Source organism: Pseudomonas sp. D2002, assembly GCF_013385735.1.
In the GTDB taxonomy this organism is placed as follows: domain Bacteria; phylum Pseudomonadota; class Gammaproteobacteria; order Pseudomonadales; family Pseudomonadaceae; genus Aquipseudomonas.
Map to the genome: position 1 here is coordinate 59,404 of NZ_JACAPL010000004.1, position 15,823 is coordinate 75,226.

17 protein-coding genes are annotated in these 15,823 nt (G+C 61.1%); 13 read left to right on the forward strand and 4 right to left on the reverse strand.

Annotated elements, in window-relative coordinates; translation table 11 throughout:
* The first annotated feature begins 5 nt into the window (after nucleotides 1–5).
* A complete protein-coding gene (argB, locus tag HX783_RS09145; protein ID WP_015886532.1) occupies nucleotides 6–911 on the forward strand; it encodes an acetylglutamate kinase in 906 nt (301 codons plus the stop codon).
* Nucleotides 912–1,095: 184 nt separating this feature from the next.
* Here argB and pyrE read toward each other — a convergent pair whose 3' ends face one another.
* Complete coding sequence (pyrE, locus tag HX783_RS09150; protein ID WP_177016689.1) at nucleotides 1,096–1,740, reverse strand: orotate phosphoribosyltransferase; 645 nt, start codon at nucleotides 1,738–1,740, stop codon at nucleotides 1,096–1,098.
* 82 nt (nucleotides 1,741–1,822) lie between these two features.
* On the opposite strand from pyrE, the gene HX783_RS09155 reads away from it, so the two are divergent.
* Complete coding sequence (locus tag HX783_RS09155; RefSeq protein ID WP_003176915.1) at nucleotides 1,823–2,602, forward strand: exodeoxyribonuclease III; 780 nt, start codon at nucleotides 1,823–1,825, stop codon at nucleotides 2,600–2,602.
* A gap of 58 nt (nucleotides 2,603–2,660) precedes the next feature.
* On the opposite strand, the gene HX783_RS09160 is transcribed toward HX783_RS09155, so the two are convergent.
* Entirely contained in the window at nucleotides 2,661–3,029 is a 369-nt protein-coding gene (locus HX783_RS09160; RefSeq protein ID WP_177016690.1) for a DUF4870 domain-containing protein, read from the reverse strand.
* Nucleotides 3,030–3,051: 22 nt separating this feature from the next.
* The gene (gene rph, locus HX783_RS09165) at nucleotides 3,052–3,774 is read right to left on the reverse strand and encodes a ribonuclease PH (protein WP_177016691.1); all 723 of its coding nucleotides are present in this window, start codon (nucleotides 3,772–3,774) and stop codon (nucleotides 3,052–3,054) included.
* Between the two features lie 217 nt (nucleotides 3,775–3,991).
* Between rph and HX783_RS09170 the strand changes: the two genes are divergently transcribed.
* The 6 genes from HX783_RS09170 to HX783_RS09195 all read left to right on the forward strand — a co-directional run bounded on the left by HX783_RS09170 (nucleotide 3,992) and on the right by HX783_RS09195 (nucleotide 9,288).
* On the forward strand, nucleotides 3,992–4,855 hold the full coding sequence (locus HX783_RS09170) for a YicC/YloC family endoribonuclease (RefSeq protein ID WP_159961014.1): 864 nt from the start codon (nucleotides 3,992–3,994) through the stop codon (nucleotides 4,853–4,855).
* A 10-nt stretch (nucleotides 4,856–4,865) separates the two neighbouring features.
* Nucleotides 4,866–5,486 carry a guanylate kinase gene (gene gmk / locus HX783_RS09175; RefSeq protein WP_010168203.1) on the forward strand — a complete coding sequence of 207 codons (621 nt, stop codon included), beginning with the start codon at nucleotides 4,866–4,868 and terminating at the stop codon, nucleotides 5,484–5,486.
* 167 nt (nucleotides 5,487–5,653) lie between these two features.
* Nucleotides 5,654–5,917: a DNA-directed RNA polymerase subunit omega gene (gene rpoZ / locus HX783_RS09180; protein ID WP_003176920.1), complete on the forward strand. Its 264-nt coding sequence runs from the start codon at nucleotides 5,654–5,656 to the stop codon at nucleotides 5,915–5,917.
* Nucleotides 5,918–5,977: 60 nt separating this feature from the next.
* The gene (spoT, locus tag HX783_RS09185) at nucleotides 5,978–8,083 is read left to right on the forward strand and encodes a bifunctional GTP diphosphokinase/guanosine-3',5'-bis pyrophosphate 3'-pyrophosphohydrolase (RefSeq protein ID WP_177016692.1); all 2,106 of its coding nucleotides are present in this window, start codon (nucleotides 5,978–5,980) and stop codon (nucleotides 8,081–8,083) included.
* 24 nt (nucleotides 8,084–8,107) lie between these two features.
* Nucleotides 8,108–8,488, forward strand: a complete 381-nt coding sequence (locus HX783_RS09190) for a RidA family protein (RefSeq protein WP_003176922.1) — start codon at nucleotides 8,108–8,110, stop codon at nucleotides 8,486–8,488.
* 56 nt (nucleotides 8,489–8,544) lie between these two features.
* The gene (locus HX783_RS09195; RefSeq protein WP_177016693.1) at nucleotides 8,545–9,288 is read left to right on the forward strand and encodes a hypothetical protein; all 744 of its coding nucleotides are present in this window, start codon (nucleotides 8,545–8,547) and stop codon (nucleotides 9,286–9,288) included.
* A gap of 66 nt (nucleotides 9,289–9,354) precedes the next feature.
* On the opposite strand, the gene HX783_RS09200 is transcribed toward HX783_RS09195, so the two are convergent.
* Nucleotides 9,355–10,206: an SDR family oxidoreductase gene (locus tag HX783_RS09200; RefSeq protein WP_177016694.1), complete on the reverse strand. Its 852-nt coding sequence runs from the start codon at nucleotides 10,204–10,206 to the stop codon at nucleotides 9,355–9,357.
* A 189-nt stretch (nucleotides 10,207–10,395) separates the two neighbouring features.
* On the opposite strand from HX783_RS09200, the gene exbB reads away from it, so the two are divergent.
* The 5 genes from exbB (at nucleotide 10,396) to recG (ending at nucleotide 15,823) form a co-directional block, all read left to right on the forward strand.
* The gene (exbB, locus tag HX783_RS09205) at nucleotides 10,396–11,376 is read left to right on the forward strand and encodes a tonB-system energizer ExbB (RefSeq protein ID WP_177016695.1); all 981 of its coding nucleotides are present in this window, start codon (nucleotides 10,396–10,398) and stop codon (nucleotides 11,374–11,376) included.
* A 6-nt stretch (nucleotides 11,377–11,382) separates the two neighbouring features.
* On the forward strand, nucleotides 11,383–11,808 hold the full coding sequence (gene exbD / locus HX783_RS09210) for a TonB system transport protein ExbD (protein ID WP_083356107.1): 426 nt from the start codon (nucleotides 11,383–11,385) through the stop codon (nucleotides 11,806–11,808).
* Nucleotides 11,805–12,554, forward strand: coding sequence for an energy transducer TonB (locus tag HX783_RS09215; protein WP_159961024.1), 750 nt, complete (start codon nucleotides 11,805–11,807; stop codon nucleotides 12,552–12,554). Before exbD ends, HX783_RS09215 begins: the two co-directional genes overlap by 4 nt.
* A gap of 264 nt (nucleotides 12,555–12,818) precedes the next feature.
* A complete protein-coding gene (locus HX783_RS09220; protein ID WP_015886540.1) occupies nucleotides 12,819–13,739 on the forward strand; it encodes a hydrogen peroxide-inducible genes activator in 921 nt (306 codons plus the stop codon).
* Nucleotides 13,740–13,747: 8 nt separating this feature from the next.
* Nucleotides 13,748–15,823 carry an ATP-dependent DNA helicase RecG gene (gene recG / locus HX783_RS09225; RefSeq protein WP_177016696.1) on the forward strand — a complete coding sequence of 692 codons (2,076 nt, stop codon included), beginning with the start codon at nucleotides 13,748–13,750 and terminating at the stop codon, nucleotides 15,821–15,823.

Here is a 15,823-nt window from a genome sequence, read left to right on the forward strand (position 1 = left end):
CCTGAATGACCCTCGAACGCGAAGCCGCTGCCAATACTGCCAAGGTCCTGTCCGAAGCGTTGCCTTACATTCGACGCTACGTCGGCAAGACGCTGGTGATCAAGTACGGCGGCAATGCCATGGAAAGCGACGAGCTGAAAACCGGCTTTGCCCGCGACATCGTGTTGATGAAAGCCGTCGGGATCAACCCGGTGGTGGTGCACGGTGGCGGCCCGCAAATCGGCGACCTGCTCAAGCGTTTGTCGATCGAGAGTCACTTCATCGATGGCATGCGCGTCACTGACGCGCAGACCATGGACGTGGTGGAGATGGTCCTCGGCGGCCAGGTCAACAAAGACATCGTCAACCTGATCAACCGTCATGGCGGCAGCGCCATCGGCCTGACCGGCAAGGACGCGGAGCTGATCCGCGCGAAAAAACTGACCGTTACCCGTCAGACGCCGGAGATGACCCAGCCGGAAATCATCGACATCGGCCAGGTAGGCGAAGTGATCGGCATCAACACCGACCTGCTGAACCTGCTGGTCAAGGGTGATTTCATCCCGGTGATCGCGCCAATTGGTGTGGGTGCCAATGGTGAGTCCTACAACATCAACGCTGACTTGGTAGCCGGCAAGGTGGCCGAGGCACTGAAAGCTGAAAAGCTGATGCTGCTGACCAACATCGCCGGCTTGATGGACAAGGAAGGCAAGGTGTTGACCGGCCTGACCACCCAGCAAGTGGACGAGCTGATCGCCGACGGCACCATCTACGGCGGCATGCTGCCCAAGATCCGTTGCGCACTGGAAGCAGTGCAAGGCGGCGTGGGTAGTTCGCTGATCCTGGATGGTCGCGTGCCGAATGCGATCCTGTTGGAAATCTTCACCGATACCGGTGTGGGCACGCTGATCAGTAACCGCAAGCGTCCTTAATCGCTGTCAATAAAAAGGCCCCGCTCAATCCAATTGAGCGGGGCCTTTTTATTTGAACTCGATCCAAATGTGGGAGCTGGCTTGCCTGCGATGCTGACACCTCGGTAAATCAGTTGTACCGAGGTGATGCTATCGCAGGCAAGCCAGCTCCCACATTGGTCCACGTCCCAGATGAATTTGCGTGTCAGACGCCGAACTGCTCACGGTAAGCACGCACCGCTGGCAAATGCTGCTTGAGCTGCGGGTCATCTTCCAGGAACTGCAACACCTGGTTCAACGAAACAATGCTCACCACCGGAATGCCGAAATCACGCTCCACTTCCTGGATCGCCGACAACTCACCGTTGCCGCGCTCCTGGCGGTTCAGGGCGATCAGCACGCCGGCGGCCTTGGCGCCGTCCTGGGAAGCGATGATCTGCATCACTTCGCGGATAGCAGTGCCGGCGGTGATCACGTCGTCGATGATCAGCACGTCACCTTTGAGCGGAGCCCCCACCAGGCTGCCGCCTTCGCCATGGGCCTTGGCCTCTTTGCGGTTGAAGCACCATGGCAAGTCCAGCTCATGATGTTCAGCCAGGGCCACGGCGGTAGCGGCCGCCAAAGGGATGCCCTTATAGGCCGGGCCGAACAGCACGTCGAAGGAAATGCCGCTTTCGACGATGGCTGCCGCGTAGAAACGACCCAGCTGAGCCAGGGCCGAACCCGAGTTGAACAAGCCAGCATTGAAGAAGTACGGGCTGGTGCGCCCGGACTTCAAGGTGAACTCACCGAAGCGTAAAACGCCGCGATCGATGGCAAAACGAATGAAATCGCGTTGATACGCCTGCATGAAAAAAGCCTCAGATACCACGGATTTAGCTAATTAGGTAGACGGCGTGTATCATACACGCACGCGATTTTTGGGGCCATTTATGCGGATCATCAGTGTGAACGTCAATGGTATTCAGGCTGCAGTCGAGCGTGGTTTGCTCAGTTGGCTGCAAGCACAGAATGCCGACGTCATCTGCCTGCAGGACACCCGCGCCTCCGCCTTTGAACTGGACGACCCAGCCTTCCAACTGGATGGCTACTTCCTTTATGCCTGTGATGCCGAAGTCCCTGCCCAAGGTGGCGTGGCTCTGTACTCACGGTTGCAACCCAAGGCGGTCATCAGCGGCCTCGGCTTCGAGACAGCCGACCGCTACGGGCGCTACCTGCAAGCCGATTTCGACAAGGTCAGCATCGCGACCTTGCTGCTCCCTTCGGGGCAGAACGGCGATGAAGACTTGAACCAGAAGTTCAAGCTAATGGACGACTTCGCCCGTTATCTGGATAAACAGCGGCGTAAACGTCGCGAGTACATTTACTGTGGCTCGCTGTACGTGGCGCAACAGAAGCTGGATATCAAGAACTGGCGCGACAGCCAGCAATCCCCGGGCTTCCTGGCGCCGGAACGGGCCTGGATGGACGAGATTGTCGGCAACATGGGTTATGTCGATGCCTTGCGCGAAGTCAGCCGTGAAGGCGACCAGTACAGCTGGTGGCCGGATAACGAACAGGCTGAGATGCTCAACCTGGGCTGGCGTTTCGACTACCAGCTGCTGACGCCGGGCCTGCGCCGCTTTGTTCGCAGCGCACGCCTGCCACGTCAGCCGCGCTTCTCGCAGCATGCGCCGCTGATCGTGGACTACGACTGGACACTGACCATCTAAGGTCTTTTTCCAGGCACAAAAAAACCGACATCGCTGTCGGTTTTTTTGTGGGCGCTCATTATTTGACCAGCCGCCAGGCAAAGGGATAGCGATAAGCGATGCCCTTGTTGGCCTTGACCGAACCGATGATGGTCAGCACCACTGTCGCGATTACCAAAGCAGTCATCAGGAAAAGACCCATAATCGCGAAGGCCAGCACGAAGCACACCATCCAGGCAATGGCCACGGTGATCTGGAAGTTCAAGGCTTCCTTGCCCTGATCGTCAATGAACGGGTCCACTTCCCTCTTCATTTGCCACAGGATCAGCGGCCCGATGACACTGCCGAAGGGGAACACAAACCCCAGAAACGCCGCGAGATGGCACAACATTGCGCCTTGACGCACTTCGTAGGAAGGCGTCGGCACGGGTTGCTGGCTGTCATTCATGGCGTTTCTCCTTGAGGCGGGTTCAGTCAGCCAATGCGGCCTTCTGCAGTTCAAAGATTTCGGTCATGCCTTTCTGAGCCAGGGCCAGCATAGCGTTCAGGTCGGCCGGCTGGAATGGCGCGCCTTCAGCGGTGCCCTGCACTTCGATGAAACCGCCGGTGTTGGTCATTACCACGTTCAGGTCGGTCTCGGCAGCCGAGTCTTCCAGGTAGTCCAGGTCCAGCACAGGCTCGCCCTGGTACATGCCGACCGACACGGCAGCAATCATCTGCTTGAGCGGGTCGCCGGCTTTAAGGCCGCCGCGTTTCTTGATCACTTTGAGTGCGTCCACCAGGGCCACCATGGCGCCGGTGATGGAAGCGGTGCGGGTGCCGCCGTCAGCCTGGATCACGTCGCAGTCGACATACAGGGTCACGTCGCCCAGCTTGGACATGTCCAGCGCTGCGCGCAGGGAACGACCGATCAGGCGCTGGATTTCCAGGGTGCGGCCGCCTTGTTTGCCGCGGCTGGCTTCACGCTGGTTACGCTCGCCGGTGGCGCGCGGCAGCATGCCGTATTCGGCGGTCAACCAACCCTGGCCCTGGCCCTTGAGGAAGCGCGGCACGCCGTTTTCGACGCTGACGGTGCAGATCACCTTGGTATCGCCAAACTCGACCAGTACAGATCCCTCGGCGTGTTTGGTGTAGTTGCGGGTGATGCGGATCGAGCGGAGCTGATCGGCAGCGCGACCACTTGGACGTTTCATAGGGGATACCTGTACGGAGGACGAAAAACTGCCGAGCATTATAGAGCCGTGAACCGATTCGGGGCACTTCTAAAAAATTCGGTTACGAATGACTAGCCTGGCGCCCATTGTTTGGGCGCGCTCGTCTCACTGCGCTACAATCCTGCGCCTTCGCAGCCTGTCGGCTTCAATTTACCCATCAGCCCGTATTTACGGGACTGCATCGCGAGGTACCTCCATGGTGCACAGCATGACCGCCTTCGCCCGCGTCGAAAAAGCCGGCGCCCAAGGCACCCTGAGCTGGGAACTGCGCTCGGTCAACAGCCGCTACCTGGAGCCGCACCTGCGCTTGCCGGAATCCTTCCGCGACCTCGAAGGCGCCGTGCGTGAAGCACTGCGCCAGGGCATTTCCCGCGGCAAGCTGGAATGCACCCTGCGTTTTACCGAGGAAACCACCGGCAAGCCGCTGCAGGTCGACCGCGACCGCGCCGCGCAACTGGTCGCCGCCGCCGAAACCATCGCCGGCCTGATCAAACAACCTGCCGCGCTGAACCCGCTGGAAGTGCTGGCCTGGCCCGGCGTGCTGGTGGCCGACGCCACCGACCCGCAAGCGCTGAATGCCGAAGCCCTGGCCCTGTTCACCCAGGGTTTGAAGGAGCTAAAGGCCGGCCGCGAACGTGAAGGCGCCGAACTGGCGCGCCTGATCAATGAACGCCTGACGTCGATCGAAGCCGACGTGGTCACTCTGCGCGAGTTGGTGCCGCAGATGCTCGCTACCCAACGTCAAAAGGTCCTCGATCGCTTCACCGACATGAAGGCCGACCTCGACCCGACGCGCCTGGAGCAGGAAATGGTCCTGCTGGCGCAGAAGAGCGACGTGGCCGAAGAGCTCGACCGCCTGAGTACCCACATCCTCGAAGTGCGCCGCGTGCTCAAGTCCGCCGGTGCCGCTGGTCGGCGCCTGGACTTCCTGATGCAGGAACTCAACCGCGAAGCCAATACACTCGGCTCCAAGGCATTTGACCCGCGCAGCACCACGGCTGCGGTCAACCTCAAAGTGTTGATCGAGCAGATGCGCGAACAAGTACAGAATATAGAGTAAGGCAACTTTCATGACCCACAGCACCGGCACCCTTTACATCATTTCCGCCCCCTCGGGCGCGGGCAAGAGCAGCCTGGTCAAGGCGTTGACCGACGCTGACGAGCAGATCCGCATCTCGGTCTCGCACACCACCCGCGCCATGCGCCCGGGCGAGGTGAACGGCGTGCACTATCACTTCGTCGAGCGCACCGAGTTCGTGAAGATGATCGAACACGGCGACTTCCTGGAGCGTGCCGAAGTGTTCGGCAACCTTTACGGCACCTCGCAAAGCCACCTGCAGCAGACCCTGGACGAAGGCCACGACCTGATCCTGGAAATCGACTGGCAGGGCGCCGAGCAAGTGCGTCAGCTGATGCCCAAAGCGCGCTCGATCTTCATCCTGCCGCCTTCGCTTGAAGCCTTGCACCAGCGCCTGACCAATCGCGGCCAGGACAGCGACGAAATCATCGAAGGCCGCATGCGTGAAGCCGTCAGCGAGATGAGCCACTACGTCGACTACGACTACCTGATCATCAACGACGATTTCGCCCACGCCCTGGACGATTTGAAGGCGATTTTCCGCACCAATCAGCTCCAGCAAAAGCGCCAACAGCAGCGTTTTGGCAAATTACTCGCCGAACTGCTTGGCTGATTGGCCCTTCCCAAAACCGCTGCAAGGGCTTTACATTGGCACTTGTAGCAGTTTTGCGAGGGCGCGGGAAAAATCAGCGCTTCCCTAAACGCTGGTGATTTTTTAAACTGTTCAGTCCGCTCGCCCAACCGGGCAGCGCGCATCTTGCATTCGCTCCGAGGAATACCATGGCCCGCGTAACCGTTGAAGACTGCCTAGAACACGTGGATAACCGCTTTGAGCTGGTCATGCTCTCTACCAAGCGTGCCCGTCAACTGGCCACTGGCGGCAAAGAGCCCCTGGTCCAGTGGGAAAACGACAAGCCTACCGTTGTCGCCCTGCGTGAAATCGCTGAAGGCCTGATGAGCTACGAGTTCATCGCCAACGCCGAAATCGTTGAAGACGAACCGCTGTTTGCAGCGTTCGAGGACGAGTCCAACGAGGCCGTCTAAGCCTATGCCTGGTCGACGTAGCACGGCGCGGGGTCACAGCCAACGGCAGGAGTTAACACTTTGCCGAGCATAGACGCCCTCGCCGATCGCTTATCGACCTACCTCGGCCCAGACCAGGTCAACCTGGTCCGCCGAGCGTATTTCTACGCCGAACAAGCCCACGACGGTCAACGCCGCCGCAGCGGCGAGGCGTATGTCACGCATCCTCTTGCCGTGGCAAATATTCTTGCCGACATGCACATGGACCATCAGAGCTTGATGGCCGCGATGCTGCATGACGTGATCGAAGACACCGGCATTGCCAAGGAAGCGCTCAGCGCACAATTTGGCGAAACCGTGGCCGAACTGGTCGATGGGGTCAGCAAACTGACCCAGATGAACTTCGAGACCAAGGCCGAAGCCCAGGCGGAAAACTTCCAGAAGATGGCCATGGCCATGGCCCGAGACATTCGGGTGATCCTGGTCAAACTGGCCGACCGGCTGCACAACATGCGTACGCTGGAAGTGCTGTCCGGCGAAAAACGTCGGCGCATCGCCAAGGAAACCCTGGAAATCTACGCGCCCATCGCCAACCGGCTGGGCATGCATGCCATTCGTATCGAATTCGAAGACCTCGGCTTCAAGGCCATGCACCCGATGCGTTCGGCGCGCATCTACCAGGCGGTCAAGCGTGCGCGGGGCAACCGCAAGGAAATCGTCAACAAGATCGAAGAGTCGCTGAGCCATTGCCTGGCGATCGACGAGATTGAAGGCGAAGTCAGTGGCCGGCAAAAACACATCTATGGCATCTACAAGAAGATGCGCGGCAAGCGTCGCGCCTTCAACGAGATCATGGACGTGTACGCGTTCCGCATCATCGTCGACAAGGTCGACACCTGCTACCGCGTGCTGGGCGCTGTACATAATTTGTACAAACCCCTGCCCGGCCGCTTCAAGGACTACATCGCGATTCCCAAGGCCAACGGCTATCAGTCGCTGCATACCACGCTGTTCGGTATGCACGGGGTGCCGATCGAGATCCAGATTCGTACTCGCGAAATGGAAGAGATGGCCAACAACGGCATTGCCGCCCATTGGCTGTACAAATCCAGCAGCGACGAACAGCCGAAGGGCACGCATGCCCGCGCCCGTCAGTGGGTCAAAGGCGTGCTGGAAATGCAGCAACGTGCCGGCAACTCCCTGGAATTTATCGAAAGCGTGAAGATCGACCTGTTCCCGGACGAGGTCTATGTGTTCACGCCCAAAGGCCGGATCATGGAGTTGCCCAAGGGCTCCACGGCGGTCGACTTTGCCTACGCGGTACACACCGACGTCGGCAACAGCTGCATTGCCTGCCGGATCAACCGTCGTCTCGCGCCGCTGTCCGAACCGCTGCAAAGCGGGTCCACGGTCGAGATCGTCAGCGCGCCCGGCGCACGCCCCAACCCGGCCTGGCTCAACTTTGTGGTCACCGGCAAGGCGCGCACACACATCCGCCATGCGCTCAAATTGCAACGTCGCTCCGAATCCATCAGCCTCGGCGAACGCCTGCTGAACAAGGTGCTCAACGGTTTCGACAGCGCCCTGGAGAAAATCCCGGCCGAGCGCGTGCAAGCGATGCTCCACGAGTATCGCCAGGAAACCATCGAAGACCTGCTGGAAGATATCGGCCTGGGCAACCGCATGGCCTACGTGGTCGCCCGTCGCCTGCTCGGCGAAGGCGAACAATTGCCAAGCCCCGAAGGCCCGCTGGCAATTCGCGGCACCGAGGGCCTGGTGCTCAGCTACGCCAAGTGCTGCACGCCGATCCCGGGCGACCCGATTGTTGGGCACCTGTCTGCCGGCAAGGGCATGGTTGTGCACTTGGACAACTGCCGCAATATCACTGAAATCCGTCACAACCCCGAGAAATGCATCCAGCTCTCCTGGGCCAAGGATGTGACCGGCGAATTCAACGTCGAGCTGCGCGTCGAGCTGGAGCACCAGCGCGGCCTGATCGCCCTGCTGGCCAGCAGCGTCAACGCGGCCGACGGCAATATCGAGAAGATCAGCATGGATGAGCGCGATGGCCGCATCAGCGTGGTCCAGCTGGTCGTCAGCGTGCACGACCGCGTGCACCTGGCTCGCGTGATCAAGAAACTGCGCGCCCTGACCGGGGTGATTCGCATCACCCGCATGCGTGCATAGCCGATCTCTTACAAGGAGTCACTCATGACCAAGACTGTTATCACCAGCGACAAGGCCCCTGCCGCCATCGGTACTTACTCCCAGGCGATCAAGGCGGGCAATACCGTCTACATGTCCGGCCAGATCCCGCTCGACCCAAAGACCATGGAACTGGTTGAAGGCTTTGAAGCACAAACCGTCCAGGTCTTCGAAAACCTCAAGTCGGTTGCCGAAGCGGCCGGCGGTTCGTTCAAGGACATCGTCAAGCTGAACATCTTCCTCACCGACCTGAGCCACTTCGCCAAGGTCAACGAGATCATGGGCAAGTACTTCGAACAGCCGTACCCAGCCCGCGCCGCCATCGGCGTGGCCGCCCTGCCAAAGGGCGCACAGGTTGAGATGGACGCGATTCTGGTCATCGAGTAAAACACCCGGCGCAGCCTTCACAGGCTGCGTCGACTTCGTTTCAGAAGGATTTCGTAATGCGCAAAGCGCTAGTTGCCTTATCAACGCTTGCCCTGTTGCTCGGCGGCTGTGCCAGCAACCCCGCCGACCTGGACGTGAGCGGCACCTGGATCAACCAGGCCGCCATCAATGCGGCAGCCAAGGGCGGCCCTTTGCGTGAAGCCCTGCAAACCTATGGCCCGAACCTCGAATGGGAGGTCAACACCAAGGCTTCGCAGGCGCGCTACTACAATGGTTTTGAAGTCGCCGAAGGCAAGCTGCTGAGTGAAAAGCCCGGCGCCTGGAGTGTCGATTTTTACGGCAGCTCCGCCACCGAACTCAAGCGTAAAGGCAAACAACTGCTGCAAGTGGCCAACGACAACGAGCCTGAGCAACTCTTCGCCCGCGCCAAAGACCCAGCCCCCGAAGGTGCGCCACTGGGTGCCAACTTCGAGCGCGCACTGTACGCAGCCTACATGGGCGGCGACTGGAAAATCACCGACGGCAATGGTGATGGCGCCACGGTACAGTTCCAGGCTGACGGCAAGGTCGCCGGTTTGCCAGGCGTCGATCGGTACTCGCTGTGCCTGGCGGGTGACTGCGCCTCCATGAGCGGCGGCTACGACAGCATCTGGCTGCAACTGAACGGCCAGGGCAACCCGTGGATCTTTGTGCGCAAGGGCAAGCAGCTGGAAATTTTCCAGGCAGTGAACACGGCGCAAACGGATGAAGTGCCTTCGTTTACGCCTGGCCCACGTCAGTGGCTGCTGGAAAAGAAATAAACAGCCTCACGCTAAACTGAATGTGGGAGCTGGCAAGCCAGCTCCCACATTTTTTTTGGCCGCGCTTCAGCCCTTCAGAATCGCTGCATACCCTTCGCGATAACTCGGATACGTCGGCACCCAGCCCAGCGCCTTGGCTCGGGCATTGCTGCATTGCTTGCTGCCCGCACGACGCACACTGGCGTCGTCGTCCCACTCGGTCACGCCCAGATAATCGTGTAACCAAGCCACGACCTCCGCCAATGGCGCGGGCGCGTCGTCTACACCGATGTAGATCTTATCCAACGAGCCGCCCTGCTCCACATGCCGCAACAAAAACGCCAACAGGCCCGCCGCGTCATCCGCATGAATCCGGTTGCCATATAAAGGTGGATCAACCGCCACGCGATAGCCTTGGCGCACTTGGGTCAGCAGCCTTTCGCGGCCGGGGCCGTAGATTCCGGTCAACCGCACGATACTTGCCGGGATGCCACTATTAAGCGCCACTTGCTCGGCTTCCAGCATGACTAGGCCGGAATAGCCCTTCGCCTGCGTGTCGGACGTTTCGTCGACCCACTCACCGTTTTGCTGGCCATACACGCTGCTGCTGGACACAAACAGTAAATGCTTGGGCGCCTGACCGTAGTCGCCCAGCCACTCCAACACATGCTGCAACCCTTGCACGTACGCCGCGCGATAGCCGGCCTCATCGTGGTCGGTGGCAGCGGCGCAATACACCAGGTAATCCACCCCGCCGATCGGCCAGGTGTCCGGGCAATCCTTTTTGAACAGGTCGCCGGCGATGCCGATGACACCCTCGGGAAGCCGCGAAACGTCGCGGCGCAGGCCATGAACCTCCCAGCCCGAGGCCAGCAATTGGCTAGCCAGCCGACTACCCACATCGCCGCAACCGGCAATCACAACAGAAGGCGCAGACATCATAAAACTCCATTCTTAAAGGCGCAGATTAGCCGCCGAAGAGGACCAGCGACCAGCAAAAGGACAAATTAAGTAACTGTATTACTTTTGTTAACAAGAATTACTTGCAATAATAACCGCCCATTTGTCCTCGACCCATCAGGGTCTGGCAGGACGATCACTCATTTTTTTCTCTCAGGTCCGGCCAGCATGACACGTAATACAAACCCCGCTTCGCCAACCAAGCCTCACAGCCCATCCCGCGCCTGGCGTGCGATTGCTGCGTTGCTGTTCAGCGTAATGCTGGCACCGACCGCTGCGTTCGCTGACGCTACTGCCCCAGCCGCTCCGGCTGCCGCCGAGCACAATGCAGCAACCCCCGCTGCGCCTGCTGCCGCGCCCGTCGCTACCGACCCGGCCCAGGCTGCAACGCCAGCACCTGCCGACGACTCCGGCGTGGTGCTGGAAGAAGACAACAGCCTGGGCATGGCCCATGACCTGTCGCCGTGGGGCATGTACCAGAATGCTGACGTGGTGGTGAAAGCCGTGATGATCGGCCTGGCCATCGCCTCGATCATCACCTGGACCATCTGGATCGCCAAGGGCTTCGAGCTGCTGGGCGCCAAGCGTCGCCTGCGCACTGAAATCGTCCATCTGAAAAAAGCCACCACCCTCAAGGAAGCCAGCGACACTGCGACCAAGAAGGGCACCCTGGCCAACCTGCTGGTACACGACGCGCTGGAAGAAATGCGCCTGTCGGTCAACACCCGCGAAAAAGAAGGCATCAAGGAACGTGTCAGCTTCCGCCTGGAGCGCCTGGTTGCGGCCTGCGGTCGTAACATGAGCAGCGGCACCGGCGTACTCGCCACTATCGGTTCCACCGCGCCTTTCGTCGGCCTGTTCGGCACCGTGTGGGGCATCATGAACAGCTTCATCGGCATCGCCAAAACCCAGACCACCAACCTCGCCGTCGTTGCCCCAGGCATCGCCGAAGCCCTGCTGGCAACCGCCCTGGGCCTGGTTGCCGCCATTCCTGCGGTGGTGATCTACAACGTCTTCGCCCGTTCGATTGCCGGCTACAAGGCTCAGGTATCGGACGCGTCGGCAGAAGTCCTGCTGCTGGTCAGCCGCGACCTCGATCACCTGCCTACCGAGCGCAGCTCGCAACCGCACATGGTGAAAGTGGGGTAATCGGCCATGGGCCTGCATTTGAATCAAGGCGACGACGACCTCGTCGAGAACCACGAAATCAACGTCACGCCGTTTATCGACGTGATGCTGGTGCTGCTGATCATCTTCATGGTGGCGGCACCGCTGGCGACCGTGGACATCAAGGTCGACCTGCCCGCGTCCAGCGCCAAGCCTGCGCCGCGGCCAGAGAAACCGATCTTCCTCAGCGTCAAGGCGGACCAACGCCTGTTCCTGGGCGAAGAAGAAGTCAAAGCTGAAACCCTGGGGCCGGTGCTCGATGCCAAGACCCAAGGCAAGAAAGACACGACGATCTTCTTCCAGGCCGATAAAGGCGTGGACTACGGCGACCTGATGAGCGTGATGGATGCCCTGCGGGCAGCCGGCTACCTCAAGGTCGGCCTGGTCGGACTTGAGACGGCAGCCAAGAAATGATCACGACGCGCCACAAACTGACGCGTTATGGCACCAGCCTCGCCGTCGTGCTGGGCGTGCATGCCGTCGCGATCATCATCGCGCTTCAATGGTCCGCGCCGCACCAGGTGACGTTGCCACCGGCCGCCATGGTCATCGACCTGGCGCCGCTGCCGGCACCGCCGCCTCCGGCGCCGCCAAAGGTGGTCACGCCGCCGCAGCCGCCTGCCCCGGTGGAAGAGCTGCCCCTGCCGAAACTGGCCGAGGCGCCCAAGCCAACGATCCAGGTGCCCAAGCCGGTCAAGCCCAAGCCCAAACCTCAGCCGCCAAAGCCTGTGGAGAAAAAGCCCGAGCCGCCCAAGGAAAAACCTTCCGAGGACCCGCCGAGCGAAACCCCGCAGACCAACGCACCAGCAGAAAAATCCGCTCAACCGGTGCCCGGCCCGTCGCCAGCACAGGTCGCAGCCAAAGCGTCCTGGGAAGGCACCTTGCTGGCGCACTTGCAGAAGTACAAAAAGTACCCGCCAGGCGCCCAACAGCGTGGCAAGGAAGGCTTGAACCGCCTGCGCTTTGTGGTCGATGCTGAAGGCAACGTGCTGTCCTACGAGCTGGTGGGCCGCTCCGGCAACGCCGACCTGGACCGTGCAACCCTGGACATGATTCGTCGTGCCCAGCCACTGCCCAAGCCACCGGCCGACATGTTGAAAGGCGGCAGCGTCGAAATCGTCGCGCCATTCGTTTACAACATCGAGAAGCGCCGCCGCTAAGCGGCAAACGGGAGCTGGCTCGTGTAGCAGCTGGATTGTGTGGGAGCTGGCTTGCCTGCGATAGCATCACCACGGTCTGATGGATAGATCGAGGTGTCTGTATCGCGGGCAAGCCCGCTCCCACATTTGATTTAATTGCCTCTAAAAACCCATCTTTCAGCTAAATCCTCCGCACTCCCCGCTCAATCCCCACCAAAGTTCTGATAACGTGCGTCTATCGATTGCAGCCGGTATGCTTGGCTCGCAACCTCATGGACGCCCGCTATGACTCTTACAGAATTACGCTACATCGTGACCCTCGCCCAAGAGCAGCACTTCGGCCACGCGGCCGAGCGTTGCCACGTCAGCCAGCCGACGCTGTCGGTGGGTGTGAAAAAGCTTGAAGACGAACTCGGTGTGCTGATTTTCGAGCGCAGCAAGAGCGCCGTGCGCCTCACGCCAGTGGGCGAAGGCATTGTCGCCCAGGCCCAAAAGGTGCTGGAACAAGCCCAAAGCATTCGCGAGCTGGCCCAGGCCGGCAAGAACCAGCTGACCGCACCGCTCAAAGTCGGCGCCATCTACACCGTCGGCCCGTACCTGTTCCCGCACTTGATTCCGCAACTGCACCGCGTCGCGCCGCAGATGCCGCTGTATATCGAAGAAAACTTCACCCACGTACTGCGCGACAAACTGCGCAACGGTGAGCTGGACGCGATCATCATCGCCCTGCCGTTCAACGAGGCGGACGTGCTGACCCTGCCGCTCTACGACGAGCCGTTCTACGTGTTGATGCCGGCCTCCCACCCGTGGACGCAAAAAGACACCATCGACGCCGGCCTGCTCAACGACAAGAGCCTGCTGCTGCTCGGCGAAGGCCATTGCTTCCGCGACCAGGTACTCGAAGCCTGCCCGACGCTGACCAAGGGCAATGACGGCGCCAAGCACACCACCGTGGAATCCAGCTCCCTGGAAACCATTCGCCACATGGTGGCTTCCGGCCTGGGTATTTCGATACTGCCGCTGTCGGCAGTGGACAGCCATCACTACGCCCCCGGCGTGATCGAAGTGCGCCCACTCACGCCACCGGTGCCGTTCCGCACCGTGGCCATCGCCTGGCGCGCCAGCTTCCCACGCCCGAAAGCCATTGAAATCCTGGCCGACTCGATCCGCCTGTGTTCGGTGGCCAAGCCGCCTGCTGCGAGCTAAGTAAACGTATGACCGAGTTGTCGCAGGTGTCGGTAACCGCACTCAAGGGTGTCGGTGAGGCCATGGCCGAGAAATTGGCCAAGGTCGGCCTGGAGAACCTCCAGGATGTACTGTTTCACCTGCCCCTGCGCTATCAGGACCGCACCCGCGTAGTGCCCATCGGCCAGTTGCGCCCTGGGCAAGACGCGGTGGTCGAAGGCACCGTCAGTGGCGCTGACGTAGTGATGGGCAAGCGCCGCAGCCTGGTCGTGCGCCTGCAGGACGGCACCGGAGGCCTGAGCCTGCGCTTCTATCATTTCAGCAACGCACAAAAGGAAGGCCTCAAGCGCGGCACTCGCGTGCGCTGCTACGGTGAGGCCCGGCCTGGCGCGTCGGGCCTGGAGATTTACCACCCGGAATACCGCGCCATTACCGGCGACGAGCCGCCGCCGGTGGACACCACCCTCACACCGATCTACCCGCTGACCGAAGGCCTGACCCAACAACGCCTGCGCCAATTGTGCATGCAGACCCTGACGATGCTCGGCCCGAAAAGCCTGCCCGACTGGCTGCCGGTGGAACTGGCCCGCGACTACCAGCTGGCGCCGCTGGACGATGCAATCCGCTACCTGCATCACCCGCCCGCCGACGCCGATGTCGACGAACTCGCACTGGGTCATCACTGGGCACAGCATCGCCTGGCCTTCGAAGAACTGCTGACACATCAACTGTCCCAACAGCGCCTGCGTGAAAGCATGCGCTCCCTGCGCGCACCGGCGATGCCCAAGGCCACGCGCCTGCCTGCGCAATACCTGGCCAACCTCGGCTTCGCGCCGACCGGCGCCCAGCAGCGGGTTGGCAATGAAATCGCCTATGACCTGAGCCAGCACGAACCGATGCTGCGCCTGATCCAGGGCGACGTGGGCGCGGGCAAGACCGTGGTCGCCGCCCTCGCCGCCTTGCAAGCACTGGAAGCCGGCTACCAAGTGGCGCTGATGGCGCCCACCGAGATTCTTGCCGAACAGCACTTCATCACCTTCAAGCGCTGGCTCGAACCCTTGGGCCTGGAAGTGGCGTGGCTGGCCGGCAAGCTCAAGGGCAAGGTCCGCGCGGCAGCGCTGGAACAAATCGCCGGTGGCGCACCGATGGTGGTCGGCACCCACGCACTGTTCCAGGACGAAGTGCAGTTCAAGAACCTCGCACTCGTGATCATCGACGAACAGCACCGTTTCGGCGTGCAGCAACGTTTGGCCCTGCGCCAGAAAGGCGTAGGCGGCCGGATGAACCCGCACCAGTTGATCATGACCGCCACGCCGATCCCGCGCACCCTGGCGATGAGCGCCTATGCCGACCTCGATACCTCGATCCTCGATGAACTGCCGCCGGGTCGTACCCCGGTCAACACCGTGCTGGTCACCGACACCCGGCGCGTGGAAGTGATCGAGCGCGTGCGTGGCGCCTGCGCGGAAGGCCGCCAGGCCTACTGGGTGTGCACGCTGATTGAAGAGTCCGAAGAGCTGACCTGCCAGGCCGCCGAAACCACCTTTGAAGACCTCACCAGTGCGCTGGGTGAGCTCAAGGTAGGGCTGATCCACGGCCGCATGAAGCCCGCAGAAAAAGCCGCCGTCATGGCCGAGTTCAAGGCCGGCAACTTGCAGCTGCTGGTGGCCACCACGGTGATCGAAGTCGGCGTGGACGTGCCGAATGCCAGCCTGATGATTATCGAAAACCCCGAGCGCCTGGGCCTCGCCCAGCTGCACCAATTGCGCGGCCGCGTCGGCCGGGGCAGTGCCGCCAGCCACTGCGTGCTGCTCTACCACCCGCCGCTGTCACAGATTGGCCGTCAGCGCCTGGGCATCATGCGTGAAACCAACGACGGTTTTGTCATCGCCGAAAAGGACCTGGAGCTGCGCGGCCCCGGCGAAATGCTCGGCACTCGCCAGACCGGGCTGCTGCAGTTCAAGGTTGCCGACCTGATGCGCGACGCCGACCTGTTGCCCGCCGTGCGTGACGCGGCGCAAGCACTGCTCGAACGCTGGCCGGAACATGTCAGCCCGTTACTGGATCGCTGGCTACGGCATGGGCAGCAATACGGCCAAGTGTGA

Coding starts and splice junctions, on each gene's coding strand:
- argB (WP_015886532.1), top strand. CDS start 6: ATGACCCTCGAACGCGAAGCCGCTGCCAATACTGCCAAGGTCCTGTCC.
- pyrE (WP_177016689.1), bottom strand. CDS start 1,740: ATGCAGGCGTATCAACGCGATTTCATTCGTTTTGCCATCGATCGCGGC.
- HX783_RS09155 (WP_003176915.1), top strand. CDS start 1,823: ATGCGGATCATCAGTGTGAACGTCAATGGTATTCAGGCTGCAGTCGAG.
- HX783_RS09160 (WP_177016690.1), bottom strand. CDS start 3,029: ATGAATGACAGCCAGCAACCCGTGCCGACGCCTTCCTACGAAGTGCGT.
- rph (WP_177016691.1), bottom strand. CDS start 3,774: ATGAAACGTCCAAGTGGTCGCGCTGCCGATCAGCTCCGCTCGATCCGC.
- HX783_RS09170 (WP_159961014.1), top strand. CDS start 3,992: ATGGTGCACAGCATGACCGCCTTCGCCCGCGTCGAAAAAGCCGGCGCC.
- gmk (WP_010168203.1), top strand. CDS start 4,866: ATGACCCACAGCACCGGCACCCTTTACATCATTTCCGCCCCCTCGGGC.
- rpoZ (WP_003176920.1), top strand. CDS start 5,654: ATGGCCCGCGTAACCGTTGAAGACTGCCTAGAACACGTGGATAACCGC.
- HX783_RS09190 (WP_003176922.1), top strand. CDS start 8,108: ATGACCAAGACTGTTATCACCAGCGACAAGGCCCCTGCCGCCATCGGT.
- HX783_RS09195 (WP_177016693.1), top strand. CDS start 8,545: ATGCGCAAAGCGCTAGTTGCCTTATCAACGCTTGCCCTGTTGCTCGGC.
- HX783_RS09200 (WP_177016694.1), bottom strand. CDS start 10,206: ATGTCTGCGCCTTCTGTTGTGATTGCCGGTTGCGGCGATGTGGGTAGT.
- exbB (WP_177016695.1), top strand. CDS start 10,396: ATGACACGTAATACAAACCCCGCTTCGCCAACCAAGCCTCACAGCCCA.
- exbD (WP_083356107.1), top strand. CDS start 11,383: ATGGGCCTGCATTTGAATCAAGGCGACGACGACCTCGTCGAGAACCAC.
- HX783_RS09215 (WP_159961024.1), top strand. CDS start 11,805: ATGATCACGACGCGCCACAAACTGACGCGTTATGGCACCAGCCTCGCC.
- HX783_RS09220 (WP_015886540.1), top strand. CDS start 12,819: ATGACTCTTACAGAATTACGCTACATCGTGACCCTCGCCCAAGAGCAG.
- recG (WP_177016696.1), top strand. CDS start 13,748: ATGACCGAGTTGTCGCAGGTGTCGGTAACCGCACTCAAGGGTGTCGGT.